At 34.0% G+C, this 17688-nt stretch carries 13 protein-coding genes; 6 read left to right on the top strand and 7 right to left on the bottom strand.

Annotated features, from left to right (window positions below):
• Positions 1 to 32: 32 nt before the first annotated feature.
• The gene (locus tag DBR39_RS12205; RefSeq protein ID WP_124533458.1) at positions 33 to 461 is read right to left on the bottom strand and encodes a hypothetical protein; all 429 of its coding nucleotides are present in this window, start codon (positions 459 to 461) and stop codon (positions 33 to 35) included.
• 585 nt (positions 462 to 1046) lie between these two features.
• Here DBR39_RS12205 and DBR39_RS12200 point away from each other — a divergent pair.
• The 5 genes from DBR39_RS12200 (at position 1047) to DBR39_RS12180 (ending at position 9616) form a co-directional block, all read left to right on the top strand.
• Positions 1047 to 1571, top strand: a complete 525-nt coding sequence (locus tag DBR39_RS12200) for an RNA polymerase sigma factor (protein WP_124533456.1) — start codon at positions 1047 to 1049, stop codon at positions 1569 to 1571.
• An 88-nt stretch (positions 1572 to 1659) separates the two neighbouring features.
• Positions 1660 to 2466 carry a FecR family protein gene (locus DBR39_RS12195; RefSeq protein ID WP_124533454.1) on the top strand — a complete coding sequence of 269 codons (807 nt, stop codon included), beginning with the start codon at positions 1660 to 1662 and terminating at the stop codon, positions 2464 to 2466.
• A 157-nt stretch (positions 2467 to 2623) separates the two neighbouring features.
• The gene (locus DBR39_RS12190) at positions 2624 to 5719 is read left to right on the top strand and encodes a SusC/RagA family TonB-linked outer membrane protein (RefSeq protein WP_124533452.1); all 3096 of its coding nucleotides are present in this window, start codon (positions 2624 to 2626) and stop codon (positions 5717 to 5719) included.
• A gap of 11 nt (positions 5720 to 5730) precedes the next feature.
• The gene (locus DBR39_RS12185) at positions 5731 to 7101 is read left to right on the top strand and encodes a RagB/SusD family nutrient uptake outer membrane protein (protein ID WP_124533450.1); all 1371 of its coding nucleotides are present in this window, start codon (positions 5731 to 5733) and stop codon (positions 7099 to 7101) included.
• The gene (locus DBR39_RS12180; RefSeq protein ID WP_124533448.1) at positions 7091 to 9616 is read left to right on the top strand and encodes an alpha/beta hydrolase family protein; all 2526 of its coding nucleotides are present in this window, start codon (positions 7091 to 7093) and stop codon (positions 9614 to 9616) included. Before DBR39_RS12185 ends, DBR39_RS12180 begins: the two co-directional genes overlap by 11 nt.
• Positions 9617 to 9633: 17 nt before the next feature.
• On the opposite strand, the gene DBR39_RS12175 is transcribed toward DBR39_RS12180, so the two are convergent.
• The 6 genes from DBR39_RS12175 to DBR39_RS12150 all read right to left on the bottom strand — a co-directional run bounded on the left by DBR39_RS12175 (position 9634) and on the right by DBR39_RS12150 (position 15645).
• A complete protein-coding gene (locus tag DBR39_RS12175; RefSeq protein WP_228447826.1) occupies positions 9634 to 9894 on the bottom strand; it encodes a DUF6520 family protein in 261 nt (86 codons plus the stop codon).
• A gap of 1 nt (position 9895) precedes the next feature.
• Complete coding sequence (locus tag DBR39_RS12170; RefSeq protein WP_124533444.1) at positions 9896 to 11488, bottom strand: DoxX family protein; 1593 nt, start codon at positions 11486 to 11488, stop codon at positions 9896 to 9898.
• 131 nt (positions 11489 to 11619) lie between these two features.
• Positions 11620 to 12411, bottom strand: a complete 792-nt coding sequence (locus DBR39_RS12165; protein ID WP_124533442.1) for an AraC family transcriptional regulator — start codon at positions 12409 to 12411, stop codon at positions 11620 to 11622.
• Positions 12412 to 12542: 131 nt separating this feature from the next.
• Entirely contained in the window at positions 12543 to 14546 is a 2004-nt protein-coding gene (gene mobC, locus DBR39_RS12160; protein ID WP_124533440.1) for a conjugal transfer protein MobC, read from the bottom strand.
• Between the two features lie 200 nt (positions 14547 to 14746).
• On the bottom strand, positions 14747 to 15184 hold the full coding sequence (locus tag DBR39_RS12155; RefSeq protein WP_124533439.1) for a DUF1896 family protein: 438 nt from the start codon (positions 15182 to 15184) through the stop codon (positions 14747 to 14749).
• A 203-nt stretch (positions 15185 to 15387) separates the two neighbouring features.
• Complete coding sequence (locus DBR39_RS12150; protein ID WP_124533437.1) at positions 15388 to 15645, bottom strand: hypothetical protein; 258 nt, start codon at positions 15643 to 15645, stop codon at positions 15388 to 15390.
• A gap of 253 nt (positions 15646 to 15898) precedes the next feature.
• On the opposite strand from DBR39_RS12150, the gene DBR39_RS12145 reads away from it, so the two are divergent.
• Positions 15899 to 17644 (top strand): AraC family transcriptional regulator, encoded by a 1746-nt coding sequence (locus DBR39_RS12145; protein WP_124533435.1) that lies wholly within the window; start codon positions 15899 to 15901, stop codon positions 17642 to 17644.
• The last annotated feature ends 44 nt before the right edge of the window (positions 17645 to 17688 follow it).

The raw sequence follows: 17688 nt of genomic DNA, 5'->3' as shown, positions 1-17688 counted from the left end.
TCATTTCTTAAAATGTTCGTTGCTTTTTGGATTTAATTTTGGTAAGATTCATGGAAGTTTTTATTGTTATCGTAATAGGCGTTTTCAACTATAAAGACAGCATCAGCTATGGAATAGCTTTCGGGATCAAGTTGTGACAGATTTTCATACGCTGCATAATATGCGGAGGTACCTTTTTGATTTGCTAATGAAGCAAGTTTAAAGTTTTTAGCGAAGGATTCGGCCCTTAGGTCAGCAATCTGACGTTCAACCTCCTTATTAATCTGCTCTTGATCTGCTTGTTGATTTATCCGAGGATCGGCATGGGAATTAATTCGAGAATGATTATAACAACCAGGATTGGTCGTTTGGGTCTCCTGCACCCTAAATAGATTATTCTGCTGGGGCATTTCAGGAAACTTGGGTATTTGTGCGAGACAAATGGAACTGACATTAAAAAATAGTAAAATAATATATCTCATCGGTAAAACTGTGCTTTTTGTCGGAGGGATTTGCAATTTAATTCTATTTATGTTTTTCGGCTCTAGGTATTTTCACGGAATTTTACTTTTAAATTCTCATTCAAAAAATATATGGAGCGAAATTATAACTAGAAAACGTCAGAACCTGTCGCATTTTAAACTTTGGGAAGTTTAATTATCTTTCTTACATATTTATTGGGGATAAACAAAGAAAGGCATGGTACTGAAGCCAATCGTCTAAGAGGTACCGCTAAGAACCCAGATGCCGAAAAGACTTAGCCCATGCCAATAGTAGGCACAGGCGTAAGTCTATCGAATTGCATCTGTTTTTGAAAATTAGCGGTTTTCTTAGATTAAATTTTCGATAGCTTACGCTCGTTTATATCTTAATATTCTATTAAATATTCCGACTGCTAATATATTGATTTTTTAGAAATAAATATTCCAATTGGTAATTGTGTTTTATTGTTGAAAAAATAATTATGAATAATACTGATGTTGTGGCATATTTTTCCAGTATAATTAAAAAATATTTCGACAAATTTAATTATCTATTAAAAAATTACTAATTTTGCTATTAGCACAATGTGGTCTCTTAACCGACATATCAGAATTGAAGAACAACAATATCATAAGCTTCTTCATAAATTTAATCCGCTAATATTTTCTCTCATTTATAAAAAGATCAGTAATAGGGACGATGTTTTGGATGTCTTTCAGAATGTCATTATCCATATATGGGAATATCGGTCTAAACTGGACTCTACCAATATTGAAAGCATCGTCATAAAAACCTGCCAACAAGAAATAGCACATTTTTATAGGAACGCAAAAATCGATAAAACTAGCGATCTACCCATACATTTATCTGATCCTTCGCATGAAGATTTAGTCATTGCACAAAATAAAGAGGAAAATCTCTCAGAAATCGAAACAGCGATTGAAGAGCTTTTTCCTCCGCTTCGCAGAAAAATTTTCAAAATGAATAAAATAGATGGAGTTACGCAAGAGAAAATTGCCGCTAATTTTAAGATCTCCAAAAGAACGGTTGAAGAGCATATCTCACAATCTATGATCTACCTGAAAAGCAAAGTGAAAATTACTAAATGATGTTAAAGTATCATAAAATAAGTTAATTTCCCATAAAAACCATGTGGTTTTTTCCTCTTTTCTCCTATACATATAAAAGGCTCTTTTTATGAAAGACAATGTTCCCTATCTCACAGAGGAAGAAGATAATAAAGTATGGACAAATGCTTTAATCGCTATTCGTCGTAAAGAAAAGCAAAAGAGGAAGCGTAAAACTATAATGTACGGCGGCATTGCTGCAGTAGTGATCTTTAGCGGTTGCGTTTTTGGCTATAATTTTTTGATTAGGCCAGATGTCTATATGGCTGTTTCTGATTCCCGTAAGATCTTACTGCCCGACAAATCAGAAGTAGTATTACAAAAAGGAGCGAAGCTGACCGTTGAAAAGTCATTTCCTTCCGATACACGTGAAGTTACACTGGATGGAGACGCAATCTTTAAAATTTCTAAATCAAAAGAACATCCTTTTATAGTTCATGGTAGAAATTATGAGACTAAAGTATTGGGAACAGTTTTTAAGATTTACCAAAATGAAAAAACTTTCAGCGTGGATCTGTATGAAGGTAAGGTATTGGTCTATAGATCTGAAAAGCCTAATGAATCATTTGAACTAAAGCCAAAAGAAACGTTTTCAAATTTGGGAACTGCACAAGTCGCAAGAATATCTGCCACATCAAGATCAACTGAATCTCATCTTAAATCTAGTTTGTCCTTTAACGATTGCTCCCTAATTAAAGTAGCCCAAATCATAGAGGAAACTTATAATGTAAAAATAATAGTTCCTGATAAAGATAAGGAGGTTAAGATTACGATTTCTTCCACTAATTCTACCGCTAAATCCCTTCTTGAAATAATTGCTTTCCAGCTGGATTTCAACATAAAACAAATTAATGATAAAACATTTCAATTGGAGTGAAAAACTATGGGCTTTAATTATGCCCTCGCTCAATGACTACACATGACCCAGTAAAATTTAAAATGTTGGATAAGGAAATGACCGACGGTTGGCCCCGTCGGTCCTGTATTCAACTAAAATCTCGGTTAGATATTAATTTAAAATACTTTACAAAAATATGAAAATTTTGTACAAAGCCGCCGTGTTCTTTTTGATCGGATGGCAGGGCCTCTATGCCCAAGAAAACCTCTCTACCATGAGGGTAAATTATGAAGCGGAATCACTACCTGCAGTAGATGCTATTGAGCTTTTTTTGAAGGAAAATAAAATACGTCGCTTTTCTTACAAGAAGAAGTCATTTATAAATTACAAAGTACCAGGTACAAAATGCAATAACGAACTTTTAATGGATTGCCTTGCGAAGTTATTCAAGGAATTACCCTTTGAAACAACCATTTTTAATAACACGGTTGTCATTCGCGAAAAGAAAATCAAAGCAATTAGTCAAATAGCTCCACAAGATCAAAGTTTACCTGTTGACACATTAAAATCCGAGTCTTTTTCGGGTAAAGAAACCAAAATTGAAGAAATCACTTTAAATGCCGGATACTATAAAGTCACCGAAAAGAACAGAACAGGAAGTATTGCAAAGGTTACTGCAAAAGATATCGAAAATCAACCTGTAACTAATGTATTATCCTCTTTACAGGGGCGCATGTCAGGAGTTAATATTACGCAAAATTCTGGTATTCCCGGTGGAGGATTTACAATACAGATCCGGGGACAGAATAGTTTAAGAACAAGTATGAATTCCTCCATAGACGGTAATCTACCACTCTATGTCGTTGATGGTGTACCTTTAAGTGAAATAACAGCTGAAAACACGCAAATAGGTGCTACAGTGATGCCTTCCGGCAAAATTGATCCATTAAATAGTATAAATCCCAATGATATCGAGAGCATCGAAGTATTAAAAGATGCTGATGCGACTGCAATCTACGGTTCCAGAGGAGCAAATGGAGTTATTTTAATAACCACTAAAAAAGGTAAATCAGGTCGGTTAAACGTACGTCTTACAACCAATTACGGTATAAGTGAGGCTATTTCGAACCTCAAATTATTGAACAGGGATCAATACCTAAACATGCGCCGTACAGCTTACCATAATGACGGAGTTGTAAACTATCCTGCAACAGCCTATGATCTTAATGGAGCTTGGGGAAACAATGAAATAGATTGGCAAAAAACATTGATCGGAAACAAAGCGACCTATAGTAACACCCAACTTTCATTGAGCGGAGGTAGTGAAACAACCAGTTTTTTAGTCAGCCTCGGACACAACGAGCAGACAACTCCTTTTGGACAGGGTTATAAATATCTCAGTAATACTTTTAATTCTAATCTGTCCCATCGTTCAAAGGATAACCGCTTTCAGCTCAGTTTATCCAATATGTTTACCAATCAGAAAAACAATGTTGTTAGAACTGATATTACTGGCAGTAGTTATACGCTACCACCTGTATCACCTCTGCTCTATAATGAAGATGGAAGTTTAAATTGGGCCGGAAATACTTTTAACAATCCTTTAGCGGCCTTTAATGCCACTTATAGTAACGATACCAAGCTCTTTCAAACTAATATAAACGTTGATTACAAACTTTATTCGGATATGAAATTTAAGATTAATGCAGGTTTAAATTACACTGCAATAAATGAATTATCTCTACTTCCCAATACGGTCAATAATCCATCCCTTGCAAGCGGTGCTTCCAGCGCTACTTCCCAATCAAGAAAAAAAGATCAGGATATTTTTTCTTTCATCATTGAACCTCAATTAAACTGGACAAAAAATTGGGGGAACCATAAATTTGATTTTTTGATAGGGGGAAGTTTTCAGAGAAATGTAAGGAATACTGATGAAATTACAGGAATAGGATTTGAAAGCAATCAGTTTATTACAAATGTTTCCGCGGCAAAAACGATAAGAATGGGTGACCAATCATCTACTGAATACAGATATGCCGCATTATTTGGTAGGTTAAATTATCAATATAAAAATCGTTATATACTGAATGTTACTGGACGACGTGATGGTAGTAGTCGTTTTGGACCAAATAACAGATTTGCAAATTTTGGAGCTCTTGGAATTGCATGGTTATTCTCAAAAGAGGAATTTCTAAAAGATTCTAAATGGCTATCTTTTGGAAAGATTCGCGGTAGCTATGGTTCGACAGGAAGTGATAATATCGGGGATTTTCAATTTTTGGACAATTATACTGTTTCCTCAACATTAATATACAATGGAATTACTGGACTTTTACCTGCCAGACTATTTAATCCCAACTACAGTTGGGAAAAAACAAGAAAGTTTGAAACTGCTATTGAACTAGGCTTTTTTGAGAACCGTATTACTACTAATTTAGCATATTATCGTAATAGATCTTCAAATCAATTGGTTGGCTACCAACTTTCTGCCGTCACTGGATTTCCAAGTGTGACAGCAAATCTGGACGCCACAGTGCAGAATACCGGACTGGAATTTGAAATAAATGCAAGGCCAATTTCAACTAAGAACTTTAATTGGGAAACTAATCTTAATATAACATTCCCGAAAAATAAACTGTTATCATTTCCAGGTCTTGCCGGTTCACCTTATGCAAGTCAATATTCCATTGGCTCTTCAACGCAGATTGTTAAGCTATATCAATTGGAAGGTATTAATCCGCAGACAGGACTTTATCAGTTCACTGATTTTAATGGAGACGGTAAAATATCGTCGCCAGATGACCGTCAGGTTATTGAAGATCTTCAAATTAAATTTTTTGGTGGTATAAATAACAGTATTCGATATAAAAATTTGGATTTATCTTTTTTATTCCAATTCGTCAAAAAGAAAAACTATAACCAAAATTCAATTATGCCTCTTCCGGGTACAATGGTTAACCAACCTGTGGAAGTACTGGATGTCTGGTCTGCCGAGAATCCTAACGGAACATATATGCCCTATAGTGCATCAAAAAATTTGCTAAGTCATAACCTATTTAAAGGAAGTACAGCTGCTGTTTCAGATGCATCCTTTGTAAGATTAAAAAACCTAGAATTTGGTTATAATATACCGATGTCTTCAAGTCCTTTTAAAAGTGCTAAAATTTACTTTCAGGGCCAGAATTTAATAACATGGACTAAATTCTTTGGTGTCGATCCAGAGGCAATAATCTCAGGTTTTCTTCCTCCCTTAAGAACATACTCTTTCGGACTACAGTTAAATTTTTAATTTCTAATCTCATGAAAAATTTTAAATATTTATATACATGCATTTTCGCATCTTTCTCATTGTATTTTTCGATTTCGTGCGAAAAATTGATTGACGTTGATCTACCGAATAATCAGATTGCCAGCAACGAAGTATTTCAGGATCTTCAAACAGCCAACGCTGCGTTATCTGCTTTATATGCCGATGTAATGTCAAATTCCCCGATTTCAGGTGTGAATCTTGATGCCGCCCTAGGCGTTTATACGGATGAACTGGATGAATTCAGTACAACGATTACTTCAACTAGGGAACTTTATCTAAACCAACAAACTGACACGAATCAAACTGTATACAATATCTGGGTTTCATCTTTTAAACATATTTATACAGCTAATGCTATTATTGAAGGTGTTGATAAATCTACCGGGATTTCACTGTCTGACAAAAGGTATTTGAAGGGAGAAGCTTTATTTATTAGAACGTTAATGTTTTTTTATTTGAACCAACTTTGGGGGGATATTCCATATCCTCAAACAACAGATTACACAATAAATCAGATCCTAAATAAAACACCTTCAAATGATGCATTGAAAAAAATGATAGATGATCTTCAACAGGTCATGACACTATTGCAGGATGACTATCGAAATGCTGAACGGATATATGCCAATAAAATGACGGCAAGGCTTCTACTGGCAAAGATCTATATGGCACAGAAAAATTGGAATCAAGCAGAGCAATTGTTAAAAGAAATTACCCAATCTTCGCTTTATCAAATAGAAACCGATATAACAAAAGTATTTCAAAAGTCAGGTAAACACATTCTTTGGCAATTAAAACCTATTAATAATGCTTCACTGAAACAGGCTACCTTATACTATTTCTCAAATGCAAAGCCTAGTTCTTATGCTTTGAGTATGAATCTTGTAAACTCCTTCAACTCTAATGACCTAAGAAAACAGCAGTGGGTGGCGTCAGTATCCTATAATGGATCAATATGGTATAGAGCTGAAAAATACAAAAATCGCGATAATACAAATGCTAATGAGTATTCTATCATATTCAGGGTGGAAGAAGCTTATCTTTTATTGTCAGAATCTTTGGCTCAGCAGAGTAAACTCACAGAAGGGCTTATTTATTTAAATGCGATAAGACAAAGGGCAGGTTTAGCGGCATTAAGCAACTTAAGCCAAGCAGATCTCCTTAATGAAATCCTTTTGGAAGATAGACGTGAATTCTTTACTGAAACAGGACATAGGTTTCTTGATCTGAAGAGAATGGATAAACTCAATTTATTGTCAACTGCAAAGCCTAACTGGAAGGATTTTCATAAACTTTGGCCAATCCCCCAAAATGAAATTCTACTCAATCTAAATCTCAAACCTCAGAATAATGGCTATTAAGATCAAATATTTACTGTTATCCATAGTTTTTAACGGTTTCATTTTTATACCTGCTCAACAGCAGGGGGATACCTTAACCCAATGGAAGGCAAAATTTGCAACATTGGGTGGGGTTCCCAAGATTTCACCTGAAGGAACATGGATAGGAATCAATAAGCAATATAAACTCGGTGGTGATTCGGCTTATGTTGTAAGCACAAAGGACAAGACAGTACATAAGATTATATCGACGGGAATTTTGGAGTTTCTTAAGGAAGAAGGAGTTTTTGGAAGAAAAGCCGATCAAGTACAGTTTGTGAACCTTAAGACTGGTAAATTATACCAGTATAATAATATCAACAATTTTTATCGGCTGGTCAACTTAGATAAATATGCTATTTACTCAAAAGATAAGCGACTTCGTTTTTATGATCTTACAGGAAATCAGCTGCTGGAAATAGCAGACATTGATGGTCTTCTGGTAACAGACTCAAAAAGTAAACTATATATTGTAAAGCAGCATGAAGGAAAAACCAAGATCCTTGAAACTGCAGGTACAAAACAGAAGGTTGTGTACTCGACAGAAAATCGAATTACAAAGATCGAACTTACGCAATTTGGCAAACAGCTTATCATTACAGAAGTTCAGGTTCAGAAAGGACATAATCAATTGACTATACTCGATTCAGAACATGACTATAAAAAGGTAATTCAATTAGAGGTTCCAACCAAATCAGAAGTAAGTTTGACGGAAATTCAGGATGGAAAGTACTTTCTCATCAATTCTAGAGTAAGATGCTCCGAAGAGCAGTCTTCCTTGGTTGACATTTGGTATGGCAATGATCCATTTGTCAACCTACATAAAAGAATGTACGTAAATAACGAATACTGGATATGGGATACGATAACGAATAAACTGCAGTCATTAAAAATTCAGGAGAACCATGTACTTGAATCTTTAAATAATGATCGATATTTTCTGACCTATCTACCTAGAAAAGATTACAATTTTATTACGTTTACGCCAGATATCAATGATGCCTACATATTTGATAAAGCAACAGAAAGTTTAACTGCAATCGGTAGCTTAAAACAAATACATACTTTAACAAAAGGTTGGAGACCCGACTTTGTGGGAAATAGGTTTTTTTGTTCCAAGGATGGCAGGTTGTTCCTAGCGAGCAATGATGGTAAAAATTGGTCTTTGTTCAGTGCTTCGGGCAAGAAAGAAGCCCTAATAAAACAAATTGGTCTTGAAAAACCTGTTTTTACGGCAAACAGCAAGCAAATTTATTTTGAAAGCAGTGACGACCTCTGGAAATATGACATCAATAGAAAGAAGTTGATCGCTTTGGGCATTGCAAAAGGAAATAAAGTCAAAATTAAAAATCAAACTAACGAATTTGGTGAAAGTACATTAAATTCATTTTTACCGGAAGATTCCATATTGCTGGAAGTATATGATAATTATTCAAATAAAACTTCTTACAATATGTACCGCAAGGGAAAATGGAAAGAGGTTGTACCGGAAACGGAAAACAGGATTGACTCTGATCATCTACTTTTCAACAGAAATATGACAACCTTTTATACGTTGGAAAGAAATTTCAACCATCCACCTACATTGTATTCCTATGTCAATGGACATAAAAATAAACTGTTCAATGCCGGAATTAAGGATGTTGAAGCACAAAGGGTCAAACAAGAAATCTATAATTTCAATGCCGTAGGTAAGAATCTAAAGGGCATTTTATATTATCCAGTAGAATATGATGCAAAGAAAAAATACCCGATGGTAGTCCATATCTATCAGGTACAACGCACTTTAAGCAATGATTATCTTTCTCCAAATAATGTATCACCTGTAGGATTCCAGATCAGGACTTTATTGGAACGAGGTTATTTTGTTTATCTTCCTGATATCGAACAAGGCAAGGATGGACCCGGCATATCTGCGCTGGAATGCGTGAACAATGCGCTGGATACTGTAATGAAAAACCCTCTAATTGATCAGGACAGAATTGCGCTTATAGGACATTCCTATGGTGGTTATGAAACCAATTTCATCGCTACCCACTCGCATCGCTTTAAGACATATGTTTCAGGAGCAGGTTTAAGTGATTTGATCAGCAGTTATTATTCTTATAGCTATCAGTATGTTAAACCGTATTATTTTTATTATGAAACTGAGCAGTTCAAAATGGCAAACTCAGTAGCAGAAGATAAACAACGCTATTTATTGAATAGTCCCGTTCTAAACGTTGAAAATGTCAATGCCCCTATTTTATTATGGGCAGGAAAGAAAGATGAAAATGTACCATTGGGGCAAATAATGGAATTTTATATTGGTTTAAGGCGTTATCAGAAACAGGTTATTGCCCTCTTTTATCCAAAAGGAGATCACGATTTTCTTCATCACACATCAGAAGAAATAGACAGGGATAGGAGAATTTTGGAATGGTTCGACTACTTTCTGAAAGATCAAAAAGAAGTTCCATGGATCAATAGGCAAATAAAAAAGAAGGCGCTTTTTTAAACGCCTTCTCTCCGAAGTTACGGTGTAGTTCTGAATAGTTCGACTGAACATTGTGTTTCACTATCCATAAACTGATGTAATTGCGAAATACCGTCTCCATCCCAAGTACAAACAAATCCAGTTGTGGCATTACAATCCTGTTGTACCTGAACACATTTGTCGTTCTCGTCAATACGATAGGTCGGAATTACTTTAGAGGCTTTACTTGCCATATTGGTAGCGAAAGCAGCTCCTGCACCCATTGCTACAATAAGTGCTGGCAATAATATCTTTTTCATATTAAGTGTTTATTGGTTTATGCCTAATCTTTTCAAGGTTTTCGGCAATCCCTTTTTTGGGTTCCTTATCAACAGGCTGCTCCCTGAGTGGCCTGTTTCGTTTTGAATTCATGTCAAAAGCACCATCCCTGATTTTATAACGAACCAGTTCATTTCCAATGAGGACGAAAAGGTTGTTGTCCTGAACGATCATTGCAGACATTGGTATATTGTTTTTGTGTCGAATGTAAAAACTACCAATATATTGCTGTTGATCAGTGCTGTATACATCAATTATGGAAGATGTTTTCCAGGATTTTGCGGGCTCATGTTTGCCTTTCAGGTTGGATTGATTAAATAATAAATTACCCGAAACCAGTGAACCTTTATTTACGCTAAAAGGCGGAGCACTCATTTTATTATTGCCATTGGATAAACGTACTACAGAAATTTTTGCACGGCTTGTTGTATCAATGGTATTTAAACGATTCAATATCTTCAAATTGTTATCCATCACAATGTATTGGTTGCGATAGACATAGGTGTAGACCAGTTTTCCGCTCTGACTATCAGAACTCAAAATTCCATCGACATCAAAAATTCCGTCAATCTGTTTTTCTAAAATATCCGGTTGCAAATCCAGTTTTTTATTTTTATCTAAATCTAGTGAAGCTAGAATATACCGTTTATCAGACCTCCGCTGAGTTCTAATGGCAAATCGCATTGAATCAAGTATGGCAAGCTGATTAAAATATGCATCACCAAAGCTTATTGTTTTTGCTAATGAGTCCTCCAGCTTCCCTTGATAAATTACTGGTACAGAACCATCATACATATAAAAATATGGTTTGCGGATTGTTAACTTTAAGTTTCGGAATGCATGATTTTTATTGTCCAATTTTACCTTTATATCTGACATTCCTCTTAGTGCAGTGTCAATTTTTGTTATGAAAAGCGGTGCAGTTGTATTTCCCAAATAGATATTTCCATCCTCCAACCCAGCAAAGTAGTAAGAATTTACTCCCAGGTCATAAATCTGTTCTTTAACAAGTGGATGCGGTACAAATCGCCTTGTAAAATTATTCTCCTGCTTAATAATGTGTTCGGAACTTAAAAATAAGCATACAACAATTCCACAACTGACAATACTTATGGCAATAGATTTGGATAGGGGTAAGATCAGTCGATTTTGTGGATTCTGTTTTCTTTCCCTGTAAAGAATTGCTGTAAAAATTAGTAGCACGACCACGATATTAAAAATCAGGTGTTCAGTCCACCCTAATTTTTCTAATATTCCGCCGCATGAACACGGAACAAAATCACTATAATTTATTATCAGATATATATAGATAGTAAAAGCTGTCATTAAACCCAAAGAGCCATATAATGCAAGTAATTGATAATCTGGAACACAGACATAAACTGCCAACGCAAATTCAACTATAATTACGGCATAGGAAATAAATCCTGCATAGGCACTCAACAGTGGGGATTGCGCGAGTTGAACCTGGAAATTTTCAAAATCCAATAGTTTACTCATAGCTGCATATACAAAAAGCAGTGCTATAAAATAAGCTACAATACTTGCATAGTCTTTTCCAAGATACTTTTTCATCACAATCGGTTTAATGATTATTTATAATCAAATTTCCAAAACCTTTTGTGAAAAAAAATATCTAGAATGAGCTAATGTATTTCAAAAAAATGCTTTTTTATTATAATAAATTCCCACTAATAGGAATATTATTATCGATAATATAATATTTGTTTGAATCTAGGTATTTCATCCAGAGATATTTTATAATGTTGATTAAATAATCTATATAGGTTTAAATAGTCTCCGAATTGATTATTATAGGCAACCTCTTTCATTGTCATATCTGAAAAAAGGATATCGAGATTAGCCCCAATCATCTTCAATTTTATATAAAATTGGTAAAAGGTATCTTCAAGATAAATCTTACAGTCTTTTTGGAACTTCTTATAATTCCGATTAAATGAGGTTACAAAGTCCTTTAAAGAACGTGCTAGCTTTGCATCGTACAAGTCAAGAAGCCTTTCAATATAATCAAGATCCTGGGCAATTATAGCAATTAGAATCCTCGGTATTTCAAATTCATGAAGCAAAAATGTAATAGTTTTGCCATAAGAATCAGTAGCTGCAATTCCTGTCAATAATGCTAAATTTTCGGGCTTACGATATTGGGTATGAATGGGAACAATACGGTTTTTAACATTATCTTCGATTTCTTCGATGACAAACGATAAACCCAATAAAGTTTCATCATCTTTTACCTTCTTGAAGTCTTTTATTCTTTTTTCAATAACGCAAGATTTTTTTGCTATATCCAATTCTTTAGGCAGAAATCCTGTTTTTTGAAAGAATTCAATATAATAATCCATGAGCTTATTCAACTGTAGCTGAATCACATCAATTTGATTAGTGTGAAATGCAGGAGAGACCCAGGGAAGTTTTGCCAACTCTCCAATAGCGTCCTTAAACGTACTTTCGACCAGTGATACTAAATAAGTGTTCATAATTATTGGCCAGTTAGTATAACAAATTTCTTATAGAAAAGAAAATCCAATATTTTACTAAGTAATGAAATAATTTTGATTTTCTAAGAAAAAAATAAAATTAATCTTTGTTATATCAACTCTTTAATATCTTAAGAATCCTTTTTTATCAAATGAGATAATGATGGATCATTGCTTATGCGATCTAATTCCTGTTCAATAATTCCGTTAATATCGACTTTGATCTTTTTGTAATTCCCCTGTATTATTTCCTGCATATTATCTATACCATTTTCATCTTCAAAAGACAGAATTTGCGGAATTTTTTTAAAGGCTTTTAGTTCATTAGCAACTTTTTCGTTATCAACTACTATTTCAGCGTGAAATATTTTTTGTTCAATGCGTTCATCAAAATTATCTGCTACGGCTCCAACAAATAGCCCTTGGGTTAAAGTTGATATTTTTGACGCTGGGATCAGGCTATCCAACTGGGTAGAAATAGACGTTGATTTATCATTTCGGTTGATGGTCATACTTTGTCTTTTTTGGAGCACTTTACCAAAACGCTCTGATAAGTTTTTAGCGGTTTCCCCTACAACTTGTCCGCTAAATATATTACCCACTGTATTTTGGATGACTTTAGCTTCTTTATCTCCATAATCCCTGATTAGCTGTGAATAGTCCTGAAAACCCAGACAAACGGACACTCTATTACTTCTTGCTGTAGCAATGAGATTATCAAGTCCCCTAAAATAAATGGTAGGTAGTTCATCAATAATTACCGAACTTTTCAGCTGTCCTTTCTTATTGATCAGCTTTACAATCCTCGAATTATAGAGACCCAGCGCAGCTGAATAGATGTTTTGCCTGTCCGGATTATTACCTACACATAAAATCTTCGGGTCCATCGGATTATTTATGTCCAACGAAAAGTCATCACCAGTCATAACCCAGTATAGTTGCGGGCTGATCATTCTTGATAAAGGAATCTTCGCGGAAGCAATTTGTCCTTGCAGTTGGTCCTGGGCTCCGCCTTCCCAAGCATCCATAAAGGGAGATAAGTAGTTTTCTAATGCTGGATACGAGGTCAATATTGTAAAAACATCTGCATATTTTTTGTTAAGAAGTTCTATAGCATGAGGAAAAGTACAATATCTACCATTATCATAAATTTTAAGATACCATATAATTGCGGCCAATAAAATAATTGGTGACTCCACAAAAAAATCGCCTTGTTTTTGGATCCAGCTACGATTGAGATTGAGCATAATCGTGTAAGCTGCCTCATAAGCATCCGAAATATCGGACATAAAACTTGGATTAAGGGGATTGCATCGGTGACTACGGCGAGGATCATCAAAATTAATTACATAAAATTTAGGTTTAACTTTATAATTCCCTGAATGTTTTAACAAATGGTTATAAGCAATTGTAGAAAGATCATCGAACTTAAAGTCGTAAATATACATGCTGAAACCCTTTTCAATATGTTGCTTTATGTAGTTATTAACCACAGCGTATGATTTTCCAGATCCGGGTGTTCCTAAAACGATTGTTGCGCGAAAAGGATTTACTATATTTATCCAGCCGTCATTCCATTTCCCTTTGTAATAAAATTTAGTTGGAAGATTAATGGAGTATTCATTCTTCATTAATTTTGTTTCTTGCTGAAAACTTTCATTTTCATTATTAAAAACATCATCCATGAGATTATTTTTCAATAATCGACTTAACCAAATCCCGCCAACCATCAATGAAATGTATCCAATACTTGTCGTAAGAATGTATAGAAAGAAGCCTATTTCGGGAGAAAGTAATAGTAATGATGTGTTAAGAAAATAAAATACAAATCCTACTAATAAAACGGTATTAATTTTTGTCCAGGTAATTTTTTCATTTTTTACTCCTTTCGTTCCCAAACAGCTTAAAGCAAGAAGTAGGAATGCAAAAGCCTTTGTATAAAGAGTATGTGAAAATAATCCTGCTGTCCTTTGGAAGTTGCTTAATATTCGGTTGACCACCTCTATGTTCCAGCCCTTATCTGCAAATGCACTATAACAAAACCAATAAAAATGCATAAGTACCAGAACGATACTTACTGCCCTCATAAAAGCAATAATTTTTGCTAATCCTCTTAAATCATCATCTCCTTGCATATCTGAAAATTAAATTTGCAAGTGAAATTATTGGGATTCTGCGCCCGTTTAATAAATTGGCCTTTGAAGGAATTTTAAGGAATAATTTGGCATTATCAGTTATGTTTCTGACAAAAAAAATAAAAAAAACTGCTATCAAGTAGTATGTAGCAGTTCTTTGGATTTTCAATAAGCTGATGTAGGATGTTTTTTATTAGAGATTATAAATTAAAGTTTATTTTAATCCATTCACTAATAAAAACTTTGATATCGTTATAAAGATAATCATAGTCAGTACTATATGCAAAATCGTCCGTTAGATCATATTTCTCAAATAAGTCCCCGCAGACAGTCAGCATTTTAAGGGAAAATGGTCTTATCTCTTCATCCATAAAAAAGGTGTCAAATTCGTAAGTGATAACTTGAAAGATCGTATTGAACTTGGAAAAATAAAGATCTTCAAAAAGAATAGAATTTGCTATTCTTTCAGCTTCTTCCTCGGAATTCTCCCCCTGGATTGCACCTTCATAAGCTTTGAAAGCCCAGTTGGAACGTTGAGAAATAAATTTGGAATCGTAAGCTTTTTCAGGAAAGTTGGTATGTAATAATTCTTGAAGGTTTGATCTAAAATACGAGAGGTTTTTAAGTAAAATATCCATACAATAAAATTTTTATTATTCATAATGGATAAACTTAAAAAAGTAATGTAAACGCCATTAAAATATGGCATAGACTGGCTTTCTAAGGATAAATTTGTCTCTGTACCAATCTATTTCTGAGCTTTTTTATATGACTATTTAATTTCTCAAAAGATCTGTTCGTTATATATGCATTGCGCACTGCATATACACAAACAGTCGGATTATTTATTAATTTTCCACTGACCACCATTTTTAGGAGGTGGATCTTTGTATTCAAATTCGCCAACACCAAATTCATCTGTATTCGATGCTTGCTGCAGACTATCCGCATTTCTGTTGCTTAGTTTACTTCCAGATTTTTCAATCTTAAAGTCCTGGTCTAAAGCTTGGTCATCATCCTGCTGTCTACATGAATGCATAAAAACAATTCCCGCTAAAATTGTAATTATTGTAGAAATAATTGAGATAATCTTTTTCATAGTCATAATATTTAGAAGATTTATCCCCGGGGGTTTAATAGAATTCTGACATCGAAATTATAGGACTTTTCTCGGCCTGAAAACCATTGTATGATACGCTTCTAAAAGATTTGTGTACTTATTCTAGAAAATGTACAATCGTAAATATTTATGTTTCTGGGTGTTGACTTAATTTATCGCTAATTTTAATGTTTAATCATTAAAAGGTCATATATGGGTGAATTTTTATAATTTTATATGAAAGTCACCAACCATGAGAGCCTCCCTTAAACTATATTTAGTATTTTTTTCAATTTTTTTTGCGTTGTCCGTGAAAGCACAAGATGCTAATGAGTTCAGTGAATATTATTTTCTGCGGAAAAATTATGAAGGTCTCTCCGAAAACGACCCACATGCTTTGAAGTTTATACATCAGTACATTGCTAAGGCTAAAAAAGAAAGAAACTATCAACAGTTGGTACAGGGGTATTTAGATGGAATTTTATATTCGCCTTCACCATATCAAAAACTAAAGTTTGCTGACAGCACAATTTATGCGTCTAAACGAACAGGAGACAATGAAAAAATAAGCGCAGCCTATCTTGAAAAAGGCGTTGTTTATTATTTCCAGTTTAAAAAATACGATCTAGCATTAGATGAATATCTGAAAGCCTTTAAGTTTTCTAAAGATATCAAAGATGAATTTTATAAAAACAGATTGGTTTACCTAATGGGCGTTGTTAATAGCTATACCGGCAATTATGACCAGGCATTAGAACAATTTAAAACCACATGTAAATTTTTTAAAACAGAAACCCAAAAGTCACTGCATCCAAACTTATTATATAATAATTTTAGAGGATACTTTAACTCAATGCATCAGATGGCGGTTTGCTATCGGAATCTTGGGCAATTCAAAAAGGCAGATTCCATAGTTTCCGAAGGGCTTTATCAAAGCGCATCCAGCAAAGAATATATGCAGGAATATGGGTATTTTTTAAAAGAAAAAGGAATTCAGCAGTTCAGAGACAAGCAATATGATCAAGCTATTTCATCAATAAATTCATCCATAAAATCCATTTCAGCTGTAAATGATTTTGCCTGGGTAACAGTTTGTTATTCTTATATAGGTAAAGCATATCTTGCAAAAGGGAAAGATGATTTTGCGATCACATATTTTAAAATGGTTGATTCCGTATTCCAAAAACATCATTTTATATTGCCTGAAGTGAGAAACAATTATGAATCATTAATAAACTATTATAAAAGTGAAAATAATCTTCAAAAACAATACTTCTACACAACGCAACTAATAAAAGCAGACAAGGTGTTAAATAAAGATTTTAGATATTTAACATCTAAGATCCACAAAGAATATGATACTCCGATGCTGCTGGAAACTAAACTTTGTTTAGAAAAGAAGATATCCGAAGGAAAGACCTACACGGTATTAATTATTGCCGGTTGTCTTTTTATCTTATTGCTTATGATAATAAGGCATAAACGACAGCAGGATCTTTTAATAAAAAATTATAATGCCCTTGAACAAAAAATTTTGAATAAAAATGCAGAATCAACAAATGATAATCCACCAAAGGTTAATAAGTCTGCTAATCCCTATGTTGCACCACATACTATTGATGACATTCTTAAAAAATTGGAAAAGTTTGAGCAAAATAATGGCTTTCTTGCAAAAGGTTTGACATCTGTAATTCTTGCAAAACAATTTGATACAAATTCTAAATATCTAACGTATGTTATTAAACAATATAAAGGACTGCATTTTCCGGATTACCTAACCAGATTAAAAATAACATATATAACGGAGAAACTTTATAATGATAAAAAGTACTTATCATATACTCTTGAAACCTTAACGGAGGAATGTGGTATCGGTTCACGAGACAACTTTAATAAGAAATTTTTAAAAATTAATAAATTAACGCCTGCTGATTTTATTAAACAGAGAAGAAAAGCTTTAAAATTAGATGACGATCCAGTTATAGAAATGACTTTATGAGAATTATTATAGTCCGTAAGTTCTAGGGGTTAGTTTGATAGCTT

It is taken from the genome of Chryseobacterium sp. KBW03 (assembly GCF_003852415.1).
Classification (GTDB): Bacteria; Bacteroidota; Bacteroidia; order Flavobacteriales; family Weeksellaceae; genus Chryseobacterium; species Chryseobacterium viscerum.
This window is presented reverse-complemented; position numbering and strand designations above follow the sequence as displayed.

What these genes read in the sequence shown, in the direction of transcription:
- DBR39_RS12205 (WP_124533458.1), bottom strand. Translation starts at nt 461, where the DNA reads ATGAGATATATTATTTTACTATTTTTTAATGTCAGTTCCATTTGTCTC.
- DBR39_RS12200 (WP_124533456.1), top strand. Translation starts at nt 1,047, where the DNA reads ATGTGGTCTCTTAACCGACATATCAGAATTGAAGAACAACAATATCAT.
- DBR39_RS12195 (WP_124533454.1), top strand. Translation starts at nt 1,660, where the DNA reads ATGAAAGACAATGTTCCCTATCTCACAGAGGAAGAAGATAATAAAGTA.
- DBR39_RS12190 (WP_124533452.1), top strand. Translation starts at nt 2,624, where the DNA reads ATGAAAATTTTGTACAAAGCCGCCGTGTTCTTTTTGATCGGATGGCAG.
- DBR39_RS12185 (WP_124533450.1), top strand. Translation starts at nt 5,731, where the DNA reads ATGAAAAATTTTAAATATTTATATACATGCATTTTCGCATCTTTCTCA.
- DBR39_RS12180 (WP_124533448.1), top strand. Translation starts at nt 7,091, where the DNA reads ATGGCTATTAAGATCAAATATTTACTGTTATCCATAGTTTTTAACGGT.
- DBR39_RS12175 (WP_228447826.1), bottom strand. Translation starts at nt 9,894, where the DNA reads ATGAAAAAGATATTATTGCCAGCACTTATTGTAGCAATGGGTGCAGGA.
- DBR39_RS12170 (WP_124533444.1), bottom strand. Translation starts at nt 11,488, where the DNA reads ATGAAAAAGTATCTTGGAAAAGACTATGCAAGTATTGTAGCTTATTTT.
- DBR39_RS12165 (WP_124533442.1), bottom strand. Translation starts at nt 12,411, where the DNA reads ATGAACACTTATTTAGTATCACTGGTCGAAAGTACGTTTAAGGACGCT.
- mobC (WP_124533440.1), bottom strand. Translation starts at nt 14,546, where the DNA reads ATGCAAGGAGATGATGATTTAAGAGGATTAGCAAAAATTATTGCTTTT.
- DBR39_RS12155 (WP_124533439.1), bottom strand. Translation starts at nt 15,184, where the DNA reads ATGGATATTTTACTTAAAAACCTCTCGTATTTTAGATCAAACCTTCAA.
- DBR39_RS12150 (WP_124533437.1), bottom strand. Translation starts at nt 15,645, where the DNA reads ATGAAAAAGATTATCTCAATTATTTCTACAATAATTACAATTTTAGCG.
- DBR39_RS12145 (WP_124533435.1), top strand. Translation starts at nt 15,899, where the DNA reads ATGAGAGCCTCCCTTAAACTATATTTAGTATTTTTTTCAATTTTTTTT.